This is a genomic window from Shewanella indica, assembly GCF_002836975.1.
Classification (GTDB): Bacteria; Pseudomonadota; Gammaproteobacteria; order Enterobacterales; family Shewanellaceae; genus Shewanella; species Shewanella indica.
In genome coordinates, this window is sequence record NZ_NIJK01000047.1 from 163,681 (window position 1) to 187,516 (window position 23,836).

A 23,836-nucleotide genomic window follows, 5' to 3' on the forward strand; every position below is an offset into this window, starting at 1 on the left:
AATTCATGCCAGCTCGCAAACTGTAACAAAGCATGTTTCTTTACTAACAATTGCTGAAAAGTTCCTGCTTCCATGATTTACTAGCAAACTATGCACCCGAAAAACCGATAAAAACTCAAATTTCCAACATACGGGTGCCGGGAAGGAAATCATATGAAAAAACTCACCCTGTGCCTGGCGGTGTCACTGGCGCTGACAGGTCTGTCCGCATGTCAAACCCAAAGCTCGCCAGAGGCGATGGCATCTAACGTTTCTGCTATCGTCAAACAAGATCAGAACCAAGCCTTTACTGCATTCAGTCAAAGTTTTATCGATTCTTTGTGGCAAGTTGCACCGACTTGGGCGCTCTATAATGGTTTTCATCAATATGATGCCAAACTCCTGGTACCGGATGCGGCCAGCCGCACCGTGACGCTGAACTTTATTCAGCAGCAGCGTGCCAAGATGGCGAGCTTTGATTTTGCGGCGCTTACCGCAGCCAACCTGATTGACTATCGCTTGATTGAAAATGTTCTCGGCAGCATGGAGTGGGAAATCAAACGCTTCAAGTCCTGGCAGTGGGACCCATCCAGTTACAACGTGGCCGGAGGTTTTGCGCAAATCATCAATGAGGACTTTGCACCTCTGGATCAAAGGTTGCGCTCTGTATTGGGCCGATTGGAAAATGTGCCGGCCTATTACCGGGCGGCGCAGCAAAACATAGATAATCCCACTCTGGAGCACACAGAGTTGGCCATCATGCAAAATCAGGGTGCCTTTACGGTATTGTCCGATGAACTGCTCGTCAAGGTGAACGCCTCCGGCCTGAACGCTGATGAAAAGGCGTTGTTCAAGCAAAGACTGGCTAATGCCGTGGCAGCCATCGAAGGGCATATCCAGTTTCTAAAACAGCTTGAGCAGCAACTTAAGCGCGAAGGCAGCCGTAGTTTTCGGATAGGAGAAGCACTTTATGAGGAGAAGTTTGCCTTCGATATTCAGGCCGGTATGAGCGCCAAGGCCCTTTATGAAAAGGCGCTGGCCGATAAGGCCAGGGTTCAGGGTGAAATGGCGAAAATTACCGATAAGCTCTGGAGCAAGTATTTCCAAGAGCCCAAGCCGCAAGACGAGAAGAAGGCTATCAAACAGTTGATCGACAAGCTTTCGGCCCGGCATGTAAAGCGGGAAGATTTTGTGGACGAGGTGAGGGCGCAGATCCCCGAGCTGGTGAAGTTTGTCAATCAACACGATCTGGTGACTCTGGATCCGAAAAAGCCTTTGGTGGTCAGGGAAACACCTGAATATATGCGAGGTTTTGCCGGTGCTTCCATCAGTGCTCCCGGCCCTTATGAAAAGGGCGGCAACACTTATTATAACGTGACTCCCCTCGATGGCATGACTGACGAGCAGGCCGAAAGTTACTTGCGCGAGTACAACCACTGGATATTGCAGGTACTGAACATACATGAGGCTATCCCCGGCCATTACACCCAACTGGTGTACTCCAATGAATCACCGAGCCTGGTCAAGAGCCTGTTTGGTAACGGCGCCATGGTCGAAGGTTGGGCCGTTTATGCCGAGCGTATGATGTTGGAACAGGGCTATGGCAACTTTGAGCCGGAAATGTGGCTGATGTACTACAAGTGGAACCTCAGGGTGATTTGTAACACCATTCTGGACTACAGCATTCAGGTCAAGGGGATGACTGAAGAGCAGGCTATCAAATTGATGACTGAAGAAGCCTTCCAGCAGCAAGCCGAGGCGGAAGGTAAATGGCGCCGGGCAACGCTGAGCCAGGTACAGTTAACCAGCTATTACGCCGGATATCGTGAAATTTACGACCTCAGGGAAGAACTTAAACAGCAACAAGGAAAGGCGTTTGAGCTCAAGGCATTTCACGAAAACTTCCTCAGTTATGGCAGTGCTCCGGTCAAATACATCAGCCAGTTGATGCAAGACAAGTAAGGTGGACAACAAAAGGCAGGGATAAAGTTTGCTGCCCAGTGGCGGTAAACTTAATTTGTTCAGTTGACTATAGGGACAGTTTGACCGGCTATCCCTTTTTCATAACTCGTTATATGTGACTCTGTGCACCTTACATCATTATAACCAGTGAATTTTTCTGGCTCGGTCAGGATAATTATGTTAACGTTAATGGTAATGGTTCTTATTTGAGAATTGTATTAACGAAAATGACGAAAATTTTATTGGTGGACGATGACCTGGAGTTCAGGGACTTGCTCAAGGAAGCACTGGAGGGCGAGGGGCACGATGTTGTTTGTGCCGCTGATGGTTTGGATGCACTGATGAGACTCGACACTTTTACCCCGGATGTTATCTTGCTCGACTTAATGATGCCCAAACTCAATGGTTTTGAGATGTTACTTGCCCGTAAGGACAGTACACCTGTGATAGTGATTTCGGCTGTCGATAGCGAAGAGGAAAGGATTAAAGGTTATGAGCTGGGGGCTGATGATTTTTTGAGTAAGCCATTTAGCGTCAAAGAGTTGTTGGTCCGTATTCAGGCGCTCATAAGAAGGATCAATATCAGCAAGGGGCAGGAACCTACCGATCTGGCGCTCAATAAGCATATTCAGTTTGATGAGACGGATTACACAGTAGCCATTGCCGATCAGCAATTGGCATTGACTCAGACAGAGTTTCGTTTGTTTAAATATCTGTTTGAGCGTAAGGGCCAGGTGGTTACCAAGCAGGAGCTACAGCGACGGGTGTTAAAAAAAGAGTTGGGGCGGTTTGACCGAAACCTGGATATGCATATCTCCAACACCCGGCGTAAACTGGAGCAGACCCGTTTGCCAAGAAGTCTTATTAATACTGTACGCGGCCAAGGATACAGTTTCAGCCTTTGGTAAACTCTACTGATTTTTCCCCGAATATCAAGCCAGAGTCGGCCGCGTTTTCAAGCGCGGCCGATTTGGTTTATCCTATAGCCCACTTGCGCGAGCCTTTCGGCTCCACACCCTATAAAAGCAATGAAGGAAAACATCATGCGGATCAGCGCGAATTTTGATGGTGGCAATATTCAGGTCATCAGTCTTGATAATAAGGACGACATCAGACTGGCGATCCGCCCGGATCAGGGCGGAGAGTTCTACCAGTGGTTCAATTTCCGTTTTGAAGGCCAGGTAGGAAACAGTTACACCCTCAATATCATCAACGCCGGCAGCGCTTCTTATCCCAAAGGCTGGGAAAACTACCAGGCGGTTGCCAGCTATGATCGCCAGCACTGGTTCCGTCTGCCGACCAAATATGAAGACGGCAAACTAAGCATCAATGTTGAATTGGACACCGACGCTATTCAGATAGCCTATTTTGCACCTTACAGTTACGAGCGCCACCTGGATCTGCTCAGCGCTGTGCAAGTGCATCCTGAGGTAAGCCTGGAACACCTGGGTCTGACCCTGGATGGCCGCGATCTGACCTTGGTCAAGGTGGGGGATGGCGATAACAGCAAGCGCAATATCTGGATCACCGCCCGTCAGCATCCGGGGGAAACCATGGCCGAATGGCTGGTGGAAGGTTTGCTGTATCGTTTGCTGGACTCGGACGATCCTGTTTCCAAACAGTTGCTGGATAAGGCTAACTTCTATGTTGTACCCAATATGAACCCGGACGGCAGCGCCCGCGGCCATTTGCGCACCAATGCCGCCGGAGTTAACCTAAACCGTGAGTGGCAAACGCCAAGCCTGGAGAAGAGCCCCGAGGTGTACCATGTGGTACAAAAGATGAAAGAAACCGGTGTGGATCTCTTCTATGATGTCCACGGTGATGAAGGTCTACCTTATGTGTTCCTGGCCGGCTGTGAAGGCATTCCTTGTTGGGATGAGCGTTTGACTCAACTGCAACAGGAATTTGCCTCGGCACTATTGCTGGTTAGCCCAGATTTCCAAACCGAACATGGTTATGAAAAGGACGAGCCCGGCAAGGCCAACCTGACCATAGGTTCCAACTGGGTCGGCGAAACCTTCAACTGCCTGTCCAACACCTTGGAAATGCCATTTAAAGACAACGATAATCTGGCTGATCCGCTGGTGGGCTGGTCCCCGGAGCGCTGCCTGTACCTGGGTGAAGCTTCATTGACCGCCATGCTGGCCGTCGTGGACAAACTCAGGTAAGGAGCAGTTATGGCACTGGTTGAATGCCCTTTATGCCGCAAGCGGATCTCCAGTAAGGCACCCAGTTGCCCGCACTGTAGTTCCAAATTGGGACCCAACACCGAGTCGCTGTCGAGGATTAGCCATATTCAGCAGTCGACCAAACTGATGAATCAGAGCTTTCTGGCCTTGACCCTGTTTATCGCCGGGGTGGTTATCTGGTTCTGGGGTGGCGAAGTCGCTGAAGGCAATAGAGCCATCGCCGGTGCGGTCTGCTTTACGCTCGGTTTCGTAGGTTACCTGATAACCCGGGTACGTATTATTTTGCACAAGCGGAAAAGTGTATGACAGATATCAACAAAGTGATTGAAGAGATGCCGGTTGAGGTCTATGAGAGACTGCGCAGCGCCGCCGAGATAGGTAAGTGGGAAGATGGCACTGTGCTGACCGAGGAACAGCGGGAAAACACGCTGCAACTGGTGATGCTCTATCAGGCCAGACGTTTGGAGCAAACCGAACACTTTACTATAGGTGCCGGTGGCCAACTCAACGAGTTGTCCAAGGCGCAGCTGAAAAAGCAGTTTCGCGGTGAGAGCATTGCTGAGTTCAAAGAATCTGATCTTTAATTAAGTTTCTGGATTCGAATGATAAAAAGCCCTGTATAAACAGGGCTTTTTACTATCAATTAAATTCAATCCGAAGTGAGTTCGCCACAGAGGTTTTGTTGCATCTGCCGTCTTATCTCTTCTGTACTCAGCCCTTGGGAGAGCAGGTAATGCAACTTGGTCAAGGCGGCTTCCGTGGTCATATCGGCGCCGCTGATAACGCCGGCTTTTGCCAGGGCGTTGCCTGTGGCATAACCGCCCATATTGACTTTTCCCTGCAGGCACTGAGTCAGATTAATAAGCACTGTGCCTTTGTCGTTGGCCCGCTTGAGAGTTTCCAGCAAGGCGGGGTCCTGCGGCGCGTTGCCGACACCATAGGTCAGTAATATCAGTGCTTTTACCGGCTGCTGCAATATGTTGTTGAATACCTCGGTGGAGATCCCGGGATACAAGGTAACCACACCTATGGGGTGAGGGGTAATGGGCGCCACTTTCAGGGGCTTATCGCAGGGCGGAGCAATTTTACCGGCGCGCAGGCGAATCTTGATCCCGGCTTCCAGCAACAGGGGGAAATTCGGCGAAGCAAAGGCATCGAAGCCGTCGGCATGAGCCTTGGTGGTACGGTTGCCGCGGAACAACTTATTGTTGAAGAACAGGCAAACCTCGGCAACTGGGTAATTTGCCGCTATATACAGCGCATTAAGTAAGTTGGTTTGACCGTCTGAACGCAGCTGCGCCAATGGAATTTGCGAGCCGGTGACGATAACCGGCTTACCGAGATCTTGCAGCATGAAAGACAGCGCCGAGGCGGTAAACGCCATGGTGTCTGTGCCGTGAAGAATAACAAAGCCATCATACTTGTCATAGTTGGCCTGAATGTCGTCGGCTATCATCTGCCAGTGGCTGGGAGCCATGTTGGAGGAGTCTATCAGCGGACTATATTCCTGGATCACGAACGTCGGCATCTCTTCATGGAAAAACTCCGGCATGGAGTTGACGCATTCCGTTAGGAAACCGGCGACCGGGGCAAAGCCATTACTGGTTTTTTGCATCCCTATGGTGCCGCCCGTGTATGCGACATAGATGGACTTTTTTTTGTTCATAATCTGGCTTTATTTATCATTGGAGCAAAAGAGAGGCCGGATTATAGCAAATCAACCCCGACAGCATAAGGCACAAAAAAGCCCGGCGAACCGGGCTTTCAGGATTATCAGTAACTGCAGTTATCGCAGTAGAGATAGACGCCGTTGGGGTCGTCAAAGGCGGCAAACTCTTCCAGTACCTGGCTCCATTGAGTCAGCAGCTTTTCCAGTACGCTGGACTGCTTGACGCTGTGAGGCAGATAAGCTGAGACACTGGCGAACATCTCCTGAATGAAGAGTTGCTCAGGTGTCAGTTCCTGTTCTATCACTCGGCTGTCGAACTTATCGAGCTCGGCCAATTCGGCCGCTTTGGCGATAGCGTTATCGAGATCGCCAAGCTCATCCACCAGACCCAGCTCCAGGGCTTTCTTGCCGGACCAAACGCGGCCTTGGGCAATCTTATCCACCTGCTCGAGTGTCATATTGCGCTCGTTGGCCACCAGTGAGATAAAGTCTTTGTAGCCACGTTCGATATGGCGCTGGATCACCGCCTTGACGCCATCGGAAAGTGGCCGGGTAACAGAAAGACCGGCCCAGTCAGAGGTGGCCACCCCATCGGTATTGACGCCGATGGAAGACAGGGAGTCCTCGAAGGTGGTTATCATGCCGAAAATACCGATGGATCCGGTCAGGGTAGTGGGGTTGGCATAGATATAGTCAGCGCTGGCCGAAATCCAGTACCCGCCTGATGCAGCCATGCTGCTCATGCTGACCACCACAGGCTTACCGGCTTTCTTCAATGCCAGCACTTCCTGACGAATTTGCTCGGAAGCAAAGGCGCTGCCGCCGGGGCTGTCGACCCTGAGTACTACGGCCTTGATAGTGTCGTCGAAGCGCGCCTTACGCAGCAGGGCGGAGGTACTTTCGCCGCCGATATCACCGGCCGGCTGACTGCCGTTGAGAATATTGCCCTTGGCCACTATAACGCCAATCTCTTCTGAGGGGACCAACTCGGGCAGCGGTGCCATCAACTTGGCGTAGTCATAGTAGCTGATCTGCTTGAAGCTATCGCCTTCCTTGCTTTTGCCCACCAAGTCCAACATCGCCAGGCGGAAGTCCTCGGCGCTGGCAAGTTTATCGACCCACTTGAGGTTAACTGCCATGGTGCCTGAATCGCCGTCGGCTTGCTCCAGCTCTGCCAAATAAGTGCTAGCATTAAGGCCTAGGTTGGATTTGTCTATGCCACGATTGGCTGCCACTGTGTCTGTATAGCTGCCCCAGATGTCGTTGAGCAGAACAGAGTTGGCTTCCTTGGCGGCTTCTGACATGTCGTCACGGATAAAAGGTTCAACCGCTGACTTGAAAGTACCAACACGGAAAATGTGCGCCTTGATTTTTAACTTATCCAGTGCCGACTTATAGTACTGACGGTAGCGGCTCAGGCCATCTACCGCCACCATACCCTCTGGGTTGAGGTAGACTGTATCGGCAAAACTCGCCAGGAAATACTGGTTCTGATCATAATAGTTACCTATGGCGACCACAGGCTTGCCACTATCCTTGAATTCATTGAGTGCCTGGCCTATGGCGCTCAGCTTACTCAGGCCGCCATATTGCAACTCGGACAGATCCAATACCAGGGCCTTAATTCGCTTGTCATTGGTGGCGCTGTTAATGGTATAGAGCACATCACTCAATAAGATTTCGCCGTTGACATCGGGTCCTTTGCCTTGGTTTAACATCGCCTCGAACGGGTCAATCTGGCGTTTCTGATCCACTATGCCGCCGGCCAGGTTCAATACCAACGCCGAGCCATCCTCAACTTGGATTTCATCACTGCTGACCATGGCGATGACCACGGCTATCAAAGCGATAAAGAACAGCGGGAAGAACACTAGGTTCAACACCAGCTTGCGAATGAAGTTGATCACATTCCAGATCAACATCAGGGTATTCTTGGTTGTCAGGGGTTTTGCGGACATAGCCACTCCATTTTTCCATGCATTCCGCTAATGCTAACTGAAAATAACAGCAACGGGAAAACACATTTGTAAGTGATTTTATACGCGTGCTTTTACCGGCTTAGCCGAAGGGAGATTGCAATGCATGCTTTATGTTGAGCTTGATGGCGGCTCAGGTTATGCTGATTTAAATCACTTGTTTAAAAAGGATGTTTTAATGTCGGGCTTTCCTCATTTATTAGAACCCTTGGATCTGGGGTTTACCCAGCTGAGAAACCGGGTACTCATGGGTTCCATGCATACCGGGTTGGAAGAAGAAAAGGGCGGTTTTGAGAAACTGGCACACTTCTACAAGGAGCGGGCGCTGGGTGGTGTGGGTTTGATTGTCACCGGCGGCATAGCGCCAAACTTTCGCGGCCGTTTGGCCCCCAACGCCTGTCAGCTGAGTTTTCCCTGGCAAGTGGGCAAACACCAAATCGTTACCCGCGCCGTGCATGAGGGCGGCGCCAAGATCTGTATGCAGATCCTTCATGCCGGTCGTTATGGCTATCATCCTTTTTCACTGGCACCGAGCAAGGTCAAGTCACCCATTACCCCATTTACGCCAAGTGCCATGTCTTTGCGGCAAATCCGCGGCACCATAAAGGATTATGCCACCTCTGCCGAATTGGCCAAACGGGCCGGTTATGATGGCGTGGAAGTGATGGGCTCTGAAGGCTATCTCATCAATCAGTTCATCTGTGAGCGGGTCAATCAGCGCAGCGATGAGTACGGCGGCAGTTTTGCCAACCGTATTCGCCTGCCACTGGAAATTGTTCGTGCTATCCGCGCCAAGGTCGGGCCCGAGTTCATCATTATCTTTCGTTTGTCTATGCTGGATCTGGTCGACAAGGGCTCAAGCCTTGAGGAGGTCATAGAACTCGGCAAAGCGCTGGAACAAGCCGGTGTCACTATCATCAATACCGGCATAGGATGGCATGAGGCCAGGATCCCGACCATAGCCACCAGCGTACCCAGAGGCGCCTTTGCCTGGGTCACTGAACGTTTGAAAAAAGAACTCAGTGTTCCTTTGGTGGCCACCAACAGGATCAATACGCCTGAGATAGCCGAGCAGATCCTTGCCTCGGGGCAGGCGGATATGGTGTCTATGGCAAGGCCTTTCCTGGCTGATCCTGAGTTTGTCAATAAAGCCGCGGCCAATCAAAGCGAAGCCATCAATACCTGCATCGGCTGTAATCAGGCTTGTCTCGATCATACCTTTTCGCTCAAGCGTGCTACTTGCCTGGTTAATCCAAGAGCTTGCTATGAGACAGAGATTAATTTCCCCAAGACTGAGTCACCCAAACGCCTGGCTGTGATGGGCGCGGGCCCTGCGGGCATGGCGTTTGCCGTCTACGCCGCTGAACGGGGGCACAAGGTGACTTTGTTTGAAGCCCGAGATGAAGTCGGTGGCCAGTTTAACCTGGCGCGCAAGATCCCCGGCAAGGAGGAATTCAACGAAACCATACGCTATTTCAAGAATCGCCTCGCACATTTTAAGGTGGACCTGCGTTTGAATACGCCGCTCAACGCCTCTGTGCTCAGGGATGAGGCTTTTGATGAGTTGGTGGTCGCCAGTGGTGTTGTACCAAGAGCGCTCAACTTGCCCGGGTTTGATTCTCCCAAGGTGGTCAGTTATCAACAGGTGCTGCGGGGCGAGGTGGAAGTCGGCCGGCGGGTGGCACTTATCGGCGCCGGTGGCATAGGTTTTGACTTGGCGCATTTCCTCGGCGAGCAGGAGTCCAGCACGCTGGAGCCGGAGCGCTGGTATCGTCAGTGGGGGATAGACACAAGTTACGCCGAGCGTGGCGGACTGGCCAAACAAGCCCAGGCGCATGCCCCGGCCAGAGAGCTGTATTTGTTGCAACGCAAGAAGAGCAAGCTGGGTAAAGGCTTAGGTAAGACGACGGGCTGGATCCACCGCATGGTGCTTAAGCAGCACAAGGTGACAGAGCTCAGTGGGGTCAGCTATGAGCGCTTTGACGACCAGGGATTGCACATACTGATTGATGACAAGCCGCAACTGCTGCCAGTGGATACTGTGGTGATCTGCGCAGGTCAGGAATCCAACCGTGTGCTGTTGCCGGAACTGGAAGAGTGCGGCTTGCCAATGCACCTCATTGGCGGCGTTGATGTTGCTGCCGAGTTGGATGCCAAACGCGCCATTTGTCAGGGTGCAGAATTGGCGATGCGGATCTAGTCTCTATCCGGGTTTAGGGAAGGTGCGAATAAGTCCTTTTGGCCTTCTCTTTTGTAGAGAGTGGCTTATTCAGCAATTGGCGTTCAAGGTATCTAACTGAAGGCATGCCGGGCCCTTTATCGATGGTGGCGAGTGGCGGGGGATTTATATCTTTGATGTCGCCAGTCTGGCTGAGGCTGAAGCCTTGACGGCCAGCGATCCTGCGGTTCGGGCCGGTAGCCTTATTATGGAACTTAAAGCTTGGTACGGCAGTGCAGCTTTGCTGGAGGTCAACCGTATTCACGCCCGGATAGCCGAGTCACAGCCTTGAATGACAAGCTTTCAACACTAAATGAGCGTTTCAAAGCCGCTTGAGAATATCTTTCGGTACTGAGCTCAACCCGGGCGGCGGTAAAAAACCACCCAAGCCGCGGTCGATACGCAAATGCTGCAGATCCAGCGCCCGGGTCAGGGGCACGAAGAGGGCACCTGGATGAAGGATATATTCGCTCACCAGGTTGAAGCCGCCGCCACAGATAACCCTTTGATACTGCCAGCCAATATCTGAGGCCGGGTACAGCTGCAGCCGGGTTAATCCAGGTTTGTGCTCTTTGTTGTTGAAGTCGCTCAGAGCACGCTTATCAAGGGGGTTGCCATCAAGGGGGTAAAAGCCTGCATCGGCGCTTGGGCGCGGCGGCGCAATAATATCTATCGCTTCTCCCGCCTTTGTGGCGTGTTCAAGCAGCATAGCCTGCTCGGCAAGACTTCCCGAGTGGATCACCAGAGTCTGTTTAGGCTTCTCAAGACCCTTTGGGGTTGCATCTTGGGACTTGTCTTCGCCGAGTAACGGCAGCCAGAAGCGTTGGCCCGTTTGATTGGAGAGCGCCAGCTCTTGCTCCGGGGTCGGCCATTCACAAAACCAGATTTGCTGAAAACGGGGAATATGGGCAATACGCTGGCGATAGACATTCCAGTTGAGCAATCTGGCGATATAGACAAGTTTACCAGGCAAGGGGATATCACCAAGCTCGCCCCAAATGCCCCCGGGAAAGGCATCTATCAGCATGAGCCGACACGCTTGTTGCTTGTTGAGCGATGCCAGTAACTGCTTGAGCCAAGCGCTGAGTTCGGCTCGGCTTTGAAGCCTGGTAGGCAGGCTTATGTGTTGAATGCCCTTTGGTAGCAGCGCATCGACCGCTAACGGCAGTGGACTTGTGATCACCAACGCTTGCTGCGCCTTGATAAAGCCGAGCACTTTCAGCGCCCGGCTCAAGTGCCCGAGTCCGCCGCCGGGGGCGTAATAGATAAGCATCAGTGACTCGCCGTTTGAGCGACCAGTGTCTTGATGGCAGCCAAATAACGCTCGGCTTCAGCCTCGGCGCTGCATTGACTCAGTACCGTTTGGTACAAGGCCTGGCTCTTGGCGGCGCGAATCGAAGCCGTATCGGTTTGCCAACGCACCAACGCATCCAAAAGTGATTCCGCCGAAGTTGGATGAAACAAATAACCTGAGTCCGTTTGGCCGCGGAGATTATGGGCCGCGTCACTGTCAGTCAAACGGTCTTCGAAGACATGCTTTTCGCGTTCATTCAGGCTGTCGAAGATAAGATCGGCCATACCGCCACAGCAGGCGCCGAGCACAGGGATGTTAAGCGCCGCCACCTCCAGCAGCACATTGGGGGTTCCCTCATAGAAAGAGGGAATGGCGATAAGGTCGCATACCAGATAACGGCTTATCAGTTGATACCTGTCAAGAAACGGCTCCAGGGTGTAACTGCCCTCGGGCAGGGTTTGCAATAGCTCGGCTGCGCTTTCATCCAGCTCGCCAATCAACAACAGATGGCAGCTGTGTACCAAGGGGCTGCGTTTGAAGGTCTCGATAAAAAAGGCCAAACCTTTTTTCTCTTTCAAATGACCGAAAAGGCCAATCACAGGCTGACTGGGATTTTCCAGGTTATTGGAACGCCAGGCTTTGGCTTGCTCTTTATCCAGCGGCAATGGTTGCCAACGTTCGCTATCCAGGCCATTACTCATGTTGTGAACTCTGACTTGCGGCCACAGGGCTTTGACCCGTTTAGCCTTGTCGGCGCTGACGGTCAATACCAGCGCGCTGGCTTGCAGCGTATCCTGCAGCACTTGATAGCGACGATGATCGAGAATACTCAAGTCGAAGTCGTTGCCGCGCAGCAATGTGATGAGCGGTAGCCCAAGCCAGGCGGCAAAGACCCGCCCGGCATGCATGGAGAAGGGATAGCCATAGGCAACGACAGCATCATATTCACCTTCCAGCTTGTGCCACAGAAGATTGAGCGAGTGCGCCGGGTTTGTACCCATGGGAAAGCTGTGATCGCAACCCTGCTCGGCAAAATAGCCGGTCTCCTTTTCCAAGCCGCCGGAGCGCAAATGATAAAGGGTGATATGTACCCCGAGCCGCCGCAAATGGTGTACCAGTCTATCGCAGGATAGTGCCATGCCGCCTTTGGCCGGTGGGTAGTGTTGAGTCAGCCACAGTAGCCTGGGGTTAGCTGTCATAGATATCCCGATACTCGTAATCCGGCAACTGCTGATCATCTTCTTCAACAGGGAGCTCAAAAGCGGCAAAGTCCTCGGCATCAAACTCTTTATTGTAACTGCCGTGTTTGGTGTGTAGTTGGTACCAGGCACTACCGAGATACAATTGCTTGAGGGCGAAACCGGCAAGCGGATCCTCTGGTTTAACGCCTTGTAGGCTCAATTGCTCATACTTGGTGCCTGAGTGTGGATCTTCATAGACTTCCTTGCCGACCTTCAAGGGTTTGGCGGCGCACTGGAAACACAGACAGGTTTTGGGATCCAGATGATGCTCGCAGACACTGGCTTGGCACTCACTGCAATTGCCAACGGCAGGTTGGCCGCAAGGGCTGAGGGTGAAAAAACCGACTTTTAGCTGACACTGACTCATATTATCCCCTGGCTCGAATACTGGTCTGTTGATAGGACTTGGCGATGGTTCTGAGAATATTCTCGGCATCCATCAAACGTGACTCACCGATAAATTTAAAGGTGGAGTTGGATTTCACCTTGGTGATGCCGTTTTGAGTCTGTGCCTTGCTCGTTGGTGCCAGTTTACCCTGGCGTAGATGATAATATTCAGCATTCAGCGTCAGGCAGCTGCGAATGCTGCGCCGTCCCTTGTACTTGATCTTGGTTTTGACTTTGCCTCGGGCGTTGCGACGGGTGCGTTTACGACGACAGATAACATCATCCACCCGCAGTTGCAGCTCATTGCCGTCCTTGAGTTTGGCCCTGAATTGCAACAGTGGCACTTCAAAGTAGGCCAGTTGAGTATTTTTCTCAGGCTTTTCGGTTCGGGCCGGCTTACGCTTGTGTATGGAGTCGAGATCCAGTTTCAGTTGCACGCTGTTGGTCTCCATCGCCAGTACCTGCATCAATTTGATAAGGCCGGTGCGCACATTGTCGTTGACGTCCATATTGTTGCAGCTGTGAAGCAATAATATCGAGGCCAGAGTCAAACCCACCAAGGCATACACCACCAGGTGAGGTACGGGCAGGAATATGCTGACAATAGTGAAACCTATTAACCAATTGCGGCTGCGGCGAAACTGGCGTCTCAATGGGCTGCCCATACGATCCAATCGGGTCAGGCGCTTGAGAAACAGTAACCAGTGCTGGGTCGAATGGGTTGCATCCAACTTCCTGGTACGGATAAATTCTTGCTCCACCGGGGTTAACTGCTTGAACACTTTGCGCATTCGCCAGTAGTGAAGCGGGGCGTTAAAAGGGTTTATGGCTGTTTCCATATCATTTCCTTGACATTAAACAGGTGCTATTAAACGAGTAGCTATTAAGCGGTAGCTTGCATGGGGCCTTGGCTCAGCTGGTGATACAAGTCGCTGAGTTGAGTGCAGATCTGTTGCCATTGGAACTGATCTGTCACCCTTTGTTGGCCCTTGAGGCCCAAATCTTTGGCCTTGGCCGGTTGACTGAGCAGCTCAATACAGGCTCTGGCGAGCTCGGAGGGCCTGGAGGGGGGAACCAAGAGCCCATGGACTTCATGGGTTACCAGCTCACGAATGACAGGTAGATCCGAGGCAATAACTGCGGTGCCGCAGGCCATGGATTCGAGCACTTTCAAAGGGCAGCATCCCTGAAGCATGTTGCGCCTGCAGGGCGTGAGCGGCGCCAAAGATGCGCTCGCGGTCTGAATTTTTTGCCTGAGACTGGCTTGGTCCAGCCCGAAATGCAGTGAAACATAATCTTCCAGTTCCATGGACTTGAGCCAGGCCTTTACCTGCCGGGCCTGGCGATTTTCGAGAGACAGGCAGAGATCCAATTCGACCTCCAACTGCTGACGCACCAAGGCAAAGGCTTTGAGCAGATCCCTAAGCCCCTGCCAGCGCTGGGCGGCACCAAAATAGATGAGCCTGGGTAGCCTCGCATCCTGTGCTTGCCTCAATGGCTCGGCAGGCGGCAACTCGGCGCCGTTTGGCAGATAGACTACTGGAGTGGTAGTGCGTTTTTCAAGGCCGGCAGCCGTGATTCTTGATGGGGTCACAATCAGATCGGCACCATCCAGGCAACGCTGCTCCCAGGCGCTGATTTTGGCCAGGGTTTTCCGCGGCAGCGACAGGTGAATAGGCAGCTCTATGCTGGGCAGGGCATTGACCTCATAAACTAGCTTGAGCGCTGGATTGTCCTTGCGATGATCCAGCAAAGGCACCCCCGCCCAGGGATCACGAAACTGCGCCAATGTCAGGGTATCGCGATTTTGCCTGAGCAGCGCCCCAAGCTGATTGGCATAGTCCAGCGCCTTGGCAAGTACGTTATTGCCCGAGCCTGGGTTTAGCTGGTGCCTGACAATACTGACCTCGCTGGGATTGCTGCCGAGTGACAGGGTTTCTTTCTGCCAGGAAGGCATCTGGGGATCACCTTGCAGATAGAGCATACCGGGGGACTGGAAGGCAAACAGGGTTGACGCCATATAACGTATATGGGTCGAAGCGCCTTTGGGCAGAGGGTAGCGGTCAAAAGCGCAATAAAGACTTTTGAATGAATAACTTGAGTCTGATTTCATAAGTCCGGCAGAGTACCGGAGTCAGGCAGGATTTACAACGAAAAAACGCTTGTTTGACTGTAGGAGATCTGCCATTGACGGCGTTTTTTGCGCTTGTTTCAGGCCAAATGTTTAACCCGCAGCAGCGGCATGTCGGCACCTTCGCTGGAGAGGTCCAAGTCCAGATCTTCCGTAGGCACACAGCAGCAGGGCAGGCATTCATCCGCCTTTAACTCGGCCAATGGCGTGGTCAGATAAGTGACCGAGCCACTGCGCACCCGGGTCTTGCAGGCGCCGCAAAACCCGCTGCGGCACTCGGAAAAAATGCTCACCTTACGGGCTTCAAGCGCTGCCAGGAGAGTCCTGTGTTCTGTGGTATACAGCAGCAAGGGCTCTCCGCGCAGCAGCACGATAGGGGCTTTGTTAAAGGTCAAAGTCGGAGAACTCATCGTCATCGACAGCCGAATCTATCTGGCCGACCAAATAGGATGATACTTCCACTTCCTGAGGCGCCACCTGTACGGCATCGCTTTCCAGCCAGTTTTTCATCCAGGGCAGGGGATCGCTCTGCTCACTGTATGGTGCGCCCAGGTTAACCGCTTTCATTCTCTGATTGGTAATGAACTCCACATATTGGCAGAGAATGGTTTCGTTCAGGCCTATCATGGAGCCATCCTTGAACAGGTACTTGGCCCAGGCCTTTTCCTGCTCGGCGGCGCGCAGGAACAGATCGTAAGCTTCCTGCTGGCACTCTTTGGCGATTTCACCCATCTCAGGATCATCTTTGCCACCCTGCATCAGGTTGATAATGTGCTGGGTTGAGTTCAGGTGCAAAGCTTCATCGCGGGCGATCAGGCGAATGATCTTGGCGTTGCCTTCCATCAGTTTGCGCTCGGCAAAGGCAAAGGAGCAGGCGAAGCTGACGTAAAAACGTATCGCTTCGAGCGCATTGACCGACATCATGCACAGATAGAGGGCTTTTTTGATGGTGCGGGTAGTGACTTCAAGGGTGCGACCGTTAACGTCGAACTTGCCTTCACCATGCAGGTGATACAACTGAGTCAGCTCGATAAGGCGGTCATAATACTCGGCAATATCGCCGGCGCGCTTGAGGATCTCCTCATTGACCACTATGTCATCGAACACCACGGATGGGTCGTTGACAATATTGCGAATGATATGAGTGTAGGAACGACTGTGAATGGTCTCGGAGAAGGACCAGGTTTCAATCCAGGTTTCCAGCTCAGGCAGGGACACCAGCGGCAGGAAAGCCACATTGGGGCTGCGGCCCTGAATCGAGTCCAACAGGGTTTGGTACTTGAGATTGGAGAGGAAGATATGCTTTTCATGATCCGGCAGGGCACCAAAATCGATTTTGTCGCGGCTGACATCCACTTCTTCCGGGCGCCAGAAGAAAGACAACTGCTTTTCGATCAGTTTCTCGAATACTTCGTACTTCTGTTGATCGTAACGGGCCACGTTAACCGCCTGACCGAGAAACATAGGTTCGCGGGTGGCATCGTTGGGGGTTTGACAAAAAATTGAATAAGCCATGATCTACTCTTTCCAAACAACGGGGCCACCTGGGCCCCGAACTTGTTACTTAATCCTGCTTAAATCTTGCAGGCGCCGCCGGCACAACCGTCGTCTTCCTTCTCGATGCTGGTAATGTCATCGAATTTGTCGGAAGCACCGTCCCGGGTGTTGTGGTAGTAAAGGGTTTTGACCCCGAGTTTGTAGGCGGTCAACAGATCCTTGAGCAGCAGCTTCATTGGAACCTTGTTACTTTCAAACTTGGATGGGTCATAGTTGGTATTGGCCGAAATCGCCTGATCGACAAACTTCTGCATAATACCCACCAACTGCAGGTAACCGTCGTTGCTGGGCATCTGCCACAGCAACTCGTACTTGTCCTTGAGCTCATCAAAATCGGGCACCACTTGCTTGAGCTGACCATCTTTACTGGCCTTGACGCTGATAAGGCCGCGTGGAGGCTCAATACCATTGGTGGCGTTGGAGATCTGCGAAGAGGTCTCGGATGGCATCAGTGCCGACAGAGTCGAGTTACGCAAGCCGTGCTGCTTGATATCGTGACGCAGGGCATCCCAATCCAGGTGCAGCGGCTCATCACAAATCTTGTCCAGATCCCGCTTGTAGGTATCTACCGGCATGATCCCCTGAGAATAAGTGGTCTCATGGAACAGCGGGCAGGCACCCAGCTCTTTGGCCAGATTCATCGAGGCTTTGAGCAGGTAGTACTGTATGGCTTCAAATGTTTTGTGAGTCAGGCCGTTGGCGCTGCCATCAGAGTATTTCACGCCGTTTTTGGCCAGATAGTTGGCGAAGTTGATGACCCCGATACCCAGAGTGCGGCGGTTCATCGATGCCGTCTTGGCAGCGGGAATAGGGTAGTCCTGGTAATCCAGCAGGTTATCCAGGGCGCGCACGGCCAAATCGGCAAGACCTTCCAGTTCGCCCAAGTCTTTTATCGCACCCAGGTTCAGCGCTGACAGAGTACAAAGGGCGATTTCGCCATTGGGATCGTCAATGTTGTTCAGTGGCTTGGTTGGCAGGGCAATCTCAAGGCACAGGTTGGATTGACGCACAGGGGCCACTTCGGCGTTGAAGGGGCTGTGGGTGTTACAGTGATCCACGTTCTGCACATAGATGCGACCTGTGGAGGCGCGCTCCTGCATCATCAGCGAGAAGAGCTCGACCGCTTTAAGGGTCTTCTTGCGAATACTCGGATCTTGCTCATATTTCACATACAGGCGTTCGAATTCGTCCTGATCGGCAAAGAAAGCGTCATACAAGCCGGGAACGTCCGATGGGCTGAACAGAGTGATATTTTGGCCCTTGATCATCCGCTGATACATCAGCTTGTTGATCTGAACGCCATAGTCCAGGTGACGGATACGGTTGTCTTCAACACCACGGTTGTTTTTCAGAACCAGCAGCGATTCAACTTCCAGGTGCCAGATAGGGTAGAACAGGGTTGCAGCACCGCCGCGAACGCCGCCCTGGGAGCAGGATTTCACCGCAGTCTGGAAATATTTGTAAAAAGGCAAACAACCTGTATGGAAGGCTTCGCCGCCACGAATAGGGCTGCCCAGGGCGCGAATACGGCCGGCGTTCACACCGATACCGGCTCTCTGGCTGACATATTTGACGATGGATGAGGCCGTGGCATTGATAGAATCCAGGCTGTCATCACACTCGATCAACACGCAAGAGCTGAACTGACGTGTCGGCGTACGCACACCGGACATGATAGGGGTCGGCAAAGAGATCTTGAAGGTAGAAACCGCATCATAAAAGTCTTTGACATACTGCAGCCGGGTTTCTTTCGGATAACGGGCAAACAGACAGGCGGCGACCAGAATGTAGAGGAACTGGGCACTTTCGTAGACTTCATGAGTCACACGGTTTTGTACCAGATACTTGCCTTCCAGCTGTTTGACGGCAGCATAGGAGAAGTTCATGTCGCGCCAGTGGTCGATATAGCTGTCGAGTACATCCAACTCTTCACGGCTGTAGTCTTCCAACAGGTGCTTGTCGTACTTGCCCATGGCAACCAACTTGCTGACATGATCAACCAGTTTTGGCGGCTCAAACTGACCAAAGGCTTTCTTACGCAAATGAAAAACAGCAAGGCGGGCGGCCAGGAACTGATAGTCCGGAGAATCGGGAGAGATCAGATCGGCTGCGGCCTTGATAATGGTTTCATGGATGGCTTCAGTGGGAATACCATCATAAAACTGCAGGTGAGAACGTAACTCCACCTCGGAGACCGAGACGTTGTTTAATCCTTTGGCTGCCCAGGTGATAACGCGATGGATCTTATCGAGATCTATGGTCTCGCGTGCGCCACTGCGTTTGGTAACTGTCATAGTCATAGTGCTATTCATTGAAGATAGGCCTTGGTTGTAATATCTGTGACAATGACGCGTCGGCGTCATTAAACCTTCCCTTGTAAAACAATCAACCGAACAGTTAACGACGGCGGCCCGAGTGGGCTCTGTTAACCGGGAGTTTTCAGTGCAAGACTAGTATGTTTGATTGCGACTGATACACAAGATATGGTGTTTTTCTATATCTTGGATAACAAGATAGTGAGGTGTGGCACTTTTTGCAAGCCTGAGTTTTGGGTATATCTTGTGGATATCTTGAGGATATTGAGTGGCCGATTCCGCAAAGCTGCATCATTGCTGGCGCACAGTCATCATGGTTAAAAATTAAGCGATCTCACTCAAGGTGATCGACTGCTAAAATAAGCAGCGATCCGCGATCTTGCTCAGATCCGCTCGGTTAAAGTAGCATCCGGTCTGCGACTTTCATTAAGGCCTTGTCCCCTCGGGAAAACAGTGCCAATTTAGCGTTTTTCTTACCTTGTTACCACAATGGCAGAGACATCACTGCCTGTGGATGGTTCAACTGCCAATCTGCGCCCCAGTCTGCCGGTTTATCCTCTGCCGCCAGATATCCCCACATGGCGATGGCAGAGGGCATATTAACCGCCTGCGCCGCGGCTATGTCGCGCTCTGCATCGCCAAGATAGAGAATACGTTCAGGAGCGCAGTTAAGCTGCTGGGCCCCCAGTAACATAGGAGCCGGGTGGGGCTTGCGATAGAGGGTAGTATCGGCACTGATCACAGCATCAAAGCGTTTAAGCAGCCCGATGCGCTCTAACAAGGGACGGGTAAAACGCGCTGGTTTATTGGTGACAATCCCCAGCGGCATAGCTCTTGAACGGGCACTGTCCAGCAAGGCTTCTATGCCTTCAAACAAACAGGCTTTTTGGCCGTTGACCGCATCATATTCCCTGAGCATCGCTTGCCGGAGATGCTCCTGCTCTTCGGCTGAGGCTTGGGGCACGGCGGCTTGCACCATGGCAAGCGAGCCGTGAGAGGCCAGAGTGCGCAAAAGTTTGCGCTTATCTTCTATCGATACCCCATGGGATGCCAGGGCCAAGGCCAGCGCTTCGGTCAGGTCCTCGGCGGTATCCACCAAAGTTCCATCCAAGTCGAACAGAATGCCTTGAAACGGTAGCTTAGGCGTCATGGCATCAGTCCTGGCGCTGACAGGCAATCATGTAGTTGACGTCAACGCTCTTGGTGTAACTGAATACGCCACTCAAGGGGTTGTATTTTATGCCCAGCGCGTCACGACACAATAGTTCAGTGTTTTCTGCCATGGCGATTAACTCGGATGGGCGGATAAACTTACTGTGGTCATGGGTTCCGGCCGGCAACATTTTCAGTACATACTCGGCACCGAGTATGGTTTGCACCCAGGACATGATGTTGCGGTTAATGGTGGAGAAGAACACCCAACCACCGGGCTTGACCATATCGCAACAAGCCTGGATCACAGATTGCGGATCCGGTACATGCTCGAGCATTTCCATACAGGTAACTGTGTCGTAATGCCCCTGATGATTCAGGGCATGCACTTCGGCAGTTTCTTGCAGGTAGTCTATGCTGACGCCGGCTTCCAGCGCATGCAGCCTGGCGACTTCCAACGGCTCAAAACCCATATCCAGCCCGGTGACCTTGGCGCCGATGCGGGCCATGCTCTCGGACAGAATGCCGCCGCCACAGCCGACATCCAGCACCAGTTTGTCAAAGATACCGCCGGATTGGGCATCTATATAATTAAGGCGCAGTGGGTTGAGTTCATGCAGCGGCTTGAATTCACCGGCAGGATCCCACCAACTGGCGGCCATACTTTCAAACTTGGCAATTTCCTGAGGGTCGACATTGGGTTGAGAAGACATATTCGGACCTGAAACAGCAATATTAAGGATGCGCCTATTATAACCATATAAGCCATAGGGAAGGGCAGTATAAATTGGCGCCTCAATGTGATCGGCGGCACTAAAGCCCAAAAGCTGGACAAAATATCAGCAAGATTCGGTTTTTGATGATAAAAACAACAACGGAACTCATGTCTATGACAGTGATATCAGCCCCTGCTCGCGACTTGTATCATGCCCTTGGCGTTTTTGGCTGCAAAGGCGGCTTTAAGGACTTCCGACATTAAATAACTGTGTTAGAATGCCAAATCACGTTTGTTGGGCTCGACAATGACACGGATTACAAGTTGTCAGCTAATTTAAGGGGATCGAGCAGTTTATGACTGATCTGGCTTTATCAATTTCGCCAATAAATATTGAAGACGAACTAAAGAACTCCTATCTGGATTACGCCATGAGCGTTATCGTCGGGCGGGCATTGCCAGACGTACGCGATGGCCTCAAGCCGGTGCATCGCCGCGTACTCTTTGCGATGAACGAGCTGAAAAACGATTGGAACAAACCCTATAAGAAGTCGGCACGTGTTGTCGGTGACGTGATAGGTAAGTATCACCCTCATGGTGATAGCGCCGTATACGACACCATAGTGCGGATGGCACAGCCTTTCTCGCTGCGTTACACCCTGGTAGATGGTCAAGGTAACTTCGGCTCCATCGACGGCGATGCCGCGGCGGCCATGCGTTATACCGAAATTCGTATGGAAAAGCTGGCGCATCAACTGCTGGCTGACCTTGAGAAAGAAACCGTCGATTATGTCCCCAACTACGACGGCACCGAAATGATCCCGGCCGTATTGCCGACCCGGATCCCCAACCTGCTGGTCAACGGTTCCTCCGGTATTGCGGTGGGCATGGCCACCAATATTCCGCCGCATAACCTGAACGAAGTGGTTAAAGGCTGTTTGGCGCTTATTGAAGAACCTGAGCTGTCTATCGAACAGCTGATGGAGTATATCCCGGGCCCGGACTTCCCGACTGCCGCCATTATCAATGGCAAGAAAGGCATAGAGGAAGCGTACCGTACCGGCCGCGGTAAGGCGATTATGCGCGCCCGTGCCGAGGTGGAAACCGAAGACAATGGCCGCGAGCGGATCATTGTTACCGAGATCCCGTACCAGGTGAACAAGGCTCGTTTGATTGAAAAAATTGCCGAGCTGGTAAAAGACAAGAAAATTGAAGGCATCAGTGGCCTGCGCGATGAGTCTGATAAAGACGGTATGCGCATTGTGGTTGAGGTCAAGCGCGGCGAAGTCGCCGAGGTGGTACTCAACAACCTCTATGCCCAGACCCAGATGCAAACCTCTTTTGGTATCAACATGGTGGCTTTGACCAATGGCCAGCCCAAGTTGTTTAACCTCAAGGAGATGCTGGAAGCCTTTATTCTGCACCGCCGCGAAGTGGTCACCCGCAGAACCGTGTTTGAACTGCGTAAAGCCCGCGAACGCGCGCATATTCTGGAAGCCCTGGCTATCGCCCTGGCCAACATCGACCCTGTGATTGCGCTGATCAAGGCCTCTCCAACACCCGCTGAAGCCAAGGTAAAACTGGTGGAAACCGGTTGGCAGCTCGGCAACGTGCAGGGCATGTTGGAAAAAGCCGGTGATGATGCCGCCCGTCCCGAGTGGCTGGAGCCGGAGTTTGGTATTCGCGATGGTCTCTACTATCTGACTGAGCAGCAAGCCCAGGCTATCCTAGAGCTGCGTCTGCACCGTCTGACCGGTCTTGAGCACGAGAAGATCCTCCAGGAATATGAAGAACTGCTGGAGCTGATTGCTGGATTGCTGCATATCCTCAGAAGCCCAGAGCGTCTGATGGAAGTGATCAAAGAAGAGTTGGAAGAAGTACTTGAGCAATATGGTGACGAGCGTCGCACCGAGATCAATGCTTCAGCCGTGGATATCAGCCTCGAAGACCTTATTTGCGAAGAAGATGTGGTAGTAACCCTGTCGCATTTGGGTTATGCCAAGTATCAGCCTCTGAGCGATTACCAAGCGCAGCGCCGCGGCGGTAAGGGCAAAGCGGCTACCAAGGTTAAAGACGAAGATTTCGTTGAGAAATTGTTGGTTGCCAATACCCACGACACCATTTTGTGCTTCTCCGACTTCGGCAAGCTCTACTGGCTCAAGGTTTATCAGTTGCCGCTGGCCAGCCGTCAGTCGCGCGGTAAACCTATTGTGAACCTGCTGCCATTGTCTGAGGGCGAGCACATTACGGCGATTCTGCCGGTTCGTGAATATGAAGCCGACAAGTATATCATCATGGCTACTTCCCACGGCACAGTGAAGAAGACATCGCTTATTGAGTACAGTCGCCCAAGAGCCAACGGCATTATCGCCGTTAACCTGAAAGACGGTGACCAGTTGATCGGCGTTGACCTGACCGATGGTAGCAACGAAATCATGCTGTTCTCCAACGAAGGTAAGGTGGTACGCTTCAGCGAAGATCAGGTGCGCGCCATGGGCCGTACCGCCACCGGTGTTCGCGGTATCAAACTCGAAGATGGTCAGGAAGTGGTTTCACTGATAGTGCCAAAAGAAGATGGTGCCATTCTGACAGTGACAGAAAATGGTTTTGGTAAGCGTACCGAGCTGAGTGAGTACCCAACCAAGAGCCGTGCTACCAAGGGTGTGGTTTCCATCAAGGTGAGCGAACGTAACGGCGCGGTAGTCGGCGCGGTTCAGGTTGGCGACAATGATGAAATAATGCTGATCAGCGACAAGGGCACACTGGTAAGAACCCCTGCGGCCGGCGTTTCTATCATAGGCCGCAATACCCAGGGCGTGACCATTATCCGCACTGCCGGTGACGAGGCCGTGGTGGGTTTACAGCGTATTGATGAAATCCAGTCTGATGAAGACGAAGTGGAATTCGACGAAAACGGCGAACCCATAGCGGCCGAACCTGCCGCCGAGGATACTGAAGGCCAAGCGCCCGAAGCACCTGAAGCCGAGCAGGAATAACAGCATCAAGCATATATGAGCGTCCAGTTGGACGCTCTTTTTTTCAAGGAGA

At 52.3% G+C, this 23,836-nt stretch carries 20 protein-coding genes; 8 read left to right on the forward strand and 12 right to left on the reverse strand.

Going from position 1 to position 23,836, the window contains the following annotated elements:
* Positions 1-153 precede the first annotated feature (153 nt).
* The 5 genes from CX650_RS16475 (at position 154) to CX650_RS16495 (ending at position 4,717) form a co-directional block, all read left to right on the forward strand.
* Complete coding sequence (locus CX650_RS16475) at positions 154-1,941, forward strand: DUF885 domain-containing protein (RefSeq protein WP_101096446.1); 1,788 nt, start codon at positions 154-156, stop codon at positions 1,939-1,941.
* 227 nt (positions 1,942-2,168) lie between these two features.
* A complete protein-coding gene (locus CX650_RS16480; RefSeq protein WP_039033000.1) occupies positions 2,169-2,849 on the forward strand; it encodes a response regulator transcription factor in 681 nt (226 codons plus the stop codon).
* Between the two features lie 135 nt (positions 2,850-2,984).
* Complete coding sequence (locus CX650_RS16485; protein ID WP_101096447.1) at positions 2,985-4,112, forward strand: M14 family metallopeptidase; 1,128 nt, start codon at positions 2,985-2,987, stop codon at positions 4,110-4,112.
* A gap of 9 nt (positions 4,113-4,121) precedes the next feature.
* A complete protein-coding gene (locus CX650_RS16490) occupies positions 4,122-4,439 on the forward strand; it encodes a hypothetical protein (RefSeq protein WP_039032998.1) in 318 nt (105 codons plus the stop codon).
* Complete coding sequence (locus CX650_RS16495) at positions 4,436-4,717, forward strand: YeaC family protein (RefSeq protein ID WP_039032997.1); 282 nt, start codon at positions 4,436-4,438, stop codon at positions 4,715-4,717. The genes CX650_RS16490 and CX650_RS16495 overlap by 4 nt, the downstream gene beginning before the upstream one ends.
* Before the next feature lie 65 nt (positions 4,718-4,782).
* Here CX650_RS16495 and ansA read toward each other — a convergent pair whose 3' ends face one another.
* Together ansA and sppA are read right to left on the reverse strand one after the other, a co-directional pair.
* On the reverse strand, positions 4,783-5,799 hold the full coding sequence (ansA, locus tag CX650_RS16500) for an asparaginase (RefSeq protein ID WP_101096448.1): 1,017 nt from the start codon (positions 5,797-5,799) through the stop codon (positions 4,783-4,785).
* A 107-nt stretch (positions 5,800-5,906) separates the two neighbouring features.
* Complete coding sequence (sppA, locus tag CX650_RS16505) at positions 5,907-7,760, reverse strand: signal peptide peptidase SppA (RefSeq protein WP_101096449.1); 1,854 nt, start codon at positions 7,758-7,760, stop codon at positions 5,907-5,909.
* Positions 7,761-7,956: 196 nt separating this feature from the next.
* Here sppA and CX650_RS16510 point away from each other — a divergent pair, with 196 nt between their 5' ends.
* Positions 7,957-9,978 carry an oxidoreductase gene (locus CX650_RS16510; RefSeq protein ID WP_101096540.1) on the forward strand — a complete coding sequence of 674 codons (2,022 nt, stop codon included), beginning with the start codon at positions 7,957-7,959 and terminating at the stop codon, positions 9,976-9,978.
* Between the two features lie 118 nt (positions 9,979-10,096).
* Positions 10,097-10,288 (forward strand): YciI family protein, encoded by a 192-nt coding sequence (locus CX650_RS20575; protein WP_082014214.1) that lies wholly within the window; start codon positions 10,097-10,099, stop codon positions 10,286-10,288.
* A 30-nt stretch (positions 10,289-10,318) separates the two neighbouring features.
* Here the strand turns inward: CX650_RS20575 and CX650_RS16520 are convergent, their stop codons facing one another.
* The 10 genes from CX650_RS16520 to ubiG all read right to left on the reverse strand — a co-directional run bounded on the left by CX650_RS16520 (position 10,319) and on the right by ubiG (position 20,786).
* Positions 10,319-11,269, reverse strand: a complete 951-nt coding sequence (locus tag CX650_RS16520) for a hypothetical protein (protein WP_101096450.1) — start codon at positions 11,267-11,269, stop codon at positions 10,319-10,321.
* The gene (locus CX650_RS16525; RefSeq protein WP_167388653.1) at positions 11,269-12,489 is read right to left on the reverse strand and encodes a glycosyltransferase family 4 protein; all 1,221 of its coding nucleotides are present in this window, start codon (positions 12,487-12,489) and stop codon (positions 11,269-11,271) included. Before CX650_RS16525 ends, CX650_RS16520 begins: the two co-directional genes overlap by 1 nt.
* Positions 12,479-12,898, reverse strand: coding sequence for a hypothetical protein (locus CX650_RS16530; RefSeq protein WP_101096452.1), 420 nt, complete (start codon positions 12,896-12,898; stop codon positions 12,479-12,481). The genes CX650_RS16525 and CX650_RS16530 overlap by 11 nt, the downstream gene beginning before the upstream one ends.
* A 1-nt stretch (position 12,899) precedes the next feature.
* Positions 12,900-13,757, reverse strand: a complete 858-nt coding sequence (locus tag CX650_RS16535) for a hypothetical protein (protein WP_039032992.1) — start codon at positions 13,755-13,757, stop codon at positions 12,900-12,902.
* A 44-nt stretch (positions 13,758-13,801) separates the two neighbouring features.
* The gene (locus CX650_RS16540) at positions 13,802-15,031 is read right to left on the reverse strand and encodes a glycosyltransferase family 4 protein (RefSeq protein WP_101096453.1); all 1,230 of its coding nucleotides are present in this window, start codon (positions 15,029-15,031) and stop codon (positions 13,802-13,804) included.
* Between the two features lie 98 nt (positions 15,032-15,129).
* Positions 15,130-15,465, reverse strand: coding sequence for a class I ribonucleotide reductase maintenance protein YfaE (gene yfaE, locus CX650_RS16545; RefSeq protein ID WP_071475569.1), 336 nt, complete (start codon positions 15,463-15,465; stop codon positions 15,130-15,132).
* Complete coding sequence (gene nrdB / locus CX650_RS16550) at positions 15,434-16,564, reverse strand: class Ia ribonucleoside-diphosphate reductase subunit beta (protein ID WP_025010421.1); 1,131 nt, start codon at positions 16,562-16,564, stop codon at positions 15,434-15,436. The genes yfaE and nrdB overlap by 32 nt, the downstream gene beginning before the upstream one ends.
* A 59-nt stretch (positions 16,565-16,623) precedes the next feature.
* Positions 16,624-18,918 carry a class 1a ribonucleoside-diphosphate reductase subunit alpha gene (gene nrdA / locus CX650_RS16555; RefSeq protein ID WP_101096454.1) on the reverse strand — a complete coding sequence of 765 codons (2,295 nt, stop codon included), beginning with the start codon at positions 18,916-18,918 and terminating at the stop codon, positions 16,624-16,626.
* A gap of 484 nt (positions 18,919-19,402) precedes the next feature.
* On the reverse strand, positions 19,403-20,071 hold the full coding sequence (locus tag CX650_RS16560) for an HAD family hydrolase (protein ID WP_039032989.1): 669 nt from the start codon (positions 20,069-20,071) through the stop codon (positions 19,403-19,405).
* 4 nt (positions 20,072-20,075) lie between these two features.
* On the reverse strand, positions 20,076-20,786 hold the full coding sequence (gene ubiG, locus CX650_RS16565) for a bifunctional 2-polyprenyl-6-hydroxyphenol methylase/3-demethylubiquinol 3-O-methyltransferase UbiG (RefSeq protein ID WP_101096455.1): 711 nt from the start codon (positions 20,784-20,786) through the stop codon (positions 20,076-20,078).
* A gap of 358 nt (positions 20,787-21,144) precedes the next feature.
* Here ubiG and gyrA point away from each other — a divergent pair, with 358 nt between their 5' ends.
* Positions 21,145-23,784, forward strand: coding sequence for a DNA topoisomerase (ATP-hydrolyzing) subunit A (gene gyrA, locus CX650_RS16570; protein WP_101096456.1), 2,640 nt, complete (start codon positions 21,145-21,147; stop codon positions 23,782-23,784).
* The last annotated feature ends 52 nt before the right edge of the window (positions 23,785-23,836 follow it).

What these genes read in the sequence shown, in the direction of transcription:
- CX650_RS16475 (WP_101096446.1), top strand. Translation starts at nt 154, where the DNA reads ATGAAAAAACTCACCCTGTGCCTGGCGGTGTCACTGGCGCTGACAGGT.
- CX650_RS16480 (WP_039033000.1), top strand. Translation starts at nt 2,169, where the DNA reads ATGACGAAAATTTTATTGGTGGACGATGACCTGGAGTTCAGGGACTTG.
- CX650_RS16485 (WP_101096447.1), top strand. Translation starts at nt 2,985, where the DNA reads ATGCGGATCAGCGCGAATTTTGATGGTGGCAATATTCAGGTCATCAGT.
- CX650_RS16490 (WP_039032998.1), top strand. Translation starts at nt 4,122, where the DNA reads ATGGCACTGGTTGAATGCCCTTTATGCCGCAAGCGGATCTCCAGTAAG.
- CX650_RS16495 (WP_039032997.1), top strand. Translation starts at nt 4,436, where the DNA reads ATGACAGATATCAACAAAGTGATTGAAGAGATGCCGGTTGAGGTCTAT.
- ansA (WP_101096448.1), bottom strand. Translation starts at nt 5,799, where the DNA reads ATGAACAAAAAAAAGTCCATCTATGTCGCATACACGGGCGGCACCATA.
- sppA (WP_101096449.1), bottom strand. Translation starts at nt 7,760, where the DNA reads ATGTCCGCAAAACCCCTGACAACCAAGAATACCCTGATGTTGATCTGG.
- CX650_RS16510 (WP_101096540.1), top strand. Translation starts at nt 7,957, where the DNA reads ATGTCGGGCTTTCCTCATTTATTAGAACCCTTGGATCTGGGGTTTACC.
- CX650_RS16520 (WP_101096450.1), bottom strand. Translation starts at nt 11,269, where the DNA reads ATGCTTATCTATTACGCCCCCGGCGGCGGACTCGGGCACTTGAGCCGG.
- CX650_RS16525 (WP_167388653.1), bottom strand. Translation starts at nt 12,489, where the DNA reads ATGACAGCTAACCCCAGGCTACTGTGGCTGACTCAACACTACCCACCG.
- CX650_RS16530 (WP_101096452.1), bottom strand. Translation starts at nt 12,898, where the DNA reads ATGAGTCAGTGTCAGCTAAAAGTCGGTTTTTTCACCCTCAGCCCTTGC.
- CX650_RS16535 (WP_039032992.1), bottom strand. Translation starts at nt 13,757, where the DNA reads ATGGAAACAGCCATAAACCCTTTTAACGCCCCGCTTCACTACTGGCGA.
- CX650_RS16540 (WP_101096453.1), bottom strand. Translation starts at nt 15,031, where the DNA reads ATGAAATCAGACTCAAGTTATTCATTCAAAAGTCTTTATTGCGCTTTT.
- yfaE (WP_071475569.1), bottom strand. Translation starts at nt 15,465, where the DNA reads ATGACGATGAGTTCTCCGACTTTGACCTTTAACAAAGCCCCTATCGTG.
- nrdB (WP_025010421.1), bottom strand. Translation starts at nt 16,564, where the DNA reads ATGGCTTATTCAATTTTTTGTCAAACCCCCAACGATGCCACCCGCGAA.
- nrdA (WP_101096454.1), bottom strand. Translation starts at nt 18,918, where the DNA reads ATGAATAGCACTATGACTATGACAGTTACCAAACGCAGTGGCGCACGC.
- CX650_RS16560 (WP_039032989.1), bottom strand. Translation starts at nt 20,071, where the DNA reads ATGACGCCTAAGCTACCGTTTCAAGGCATTCTGTTCGACTTGGATGGA.
- ubiG (WP_101096455.1), bottom strand. Translation starts at nt 20,786, where the DNA reads ATGTCTTCTCAACCCAATGTCGACCCTCAGGAAATTGCCAAGTTTGAA.
- gyrA (WP_101096456.1), top strand. Translation starts at nt 21,145, where the DNA reads ATGACTGATCTGGCTTTATCAATTTCGCCAATAAATATTGAAGACGAA.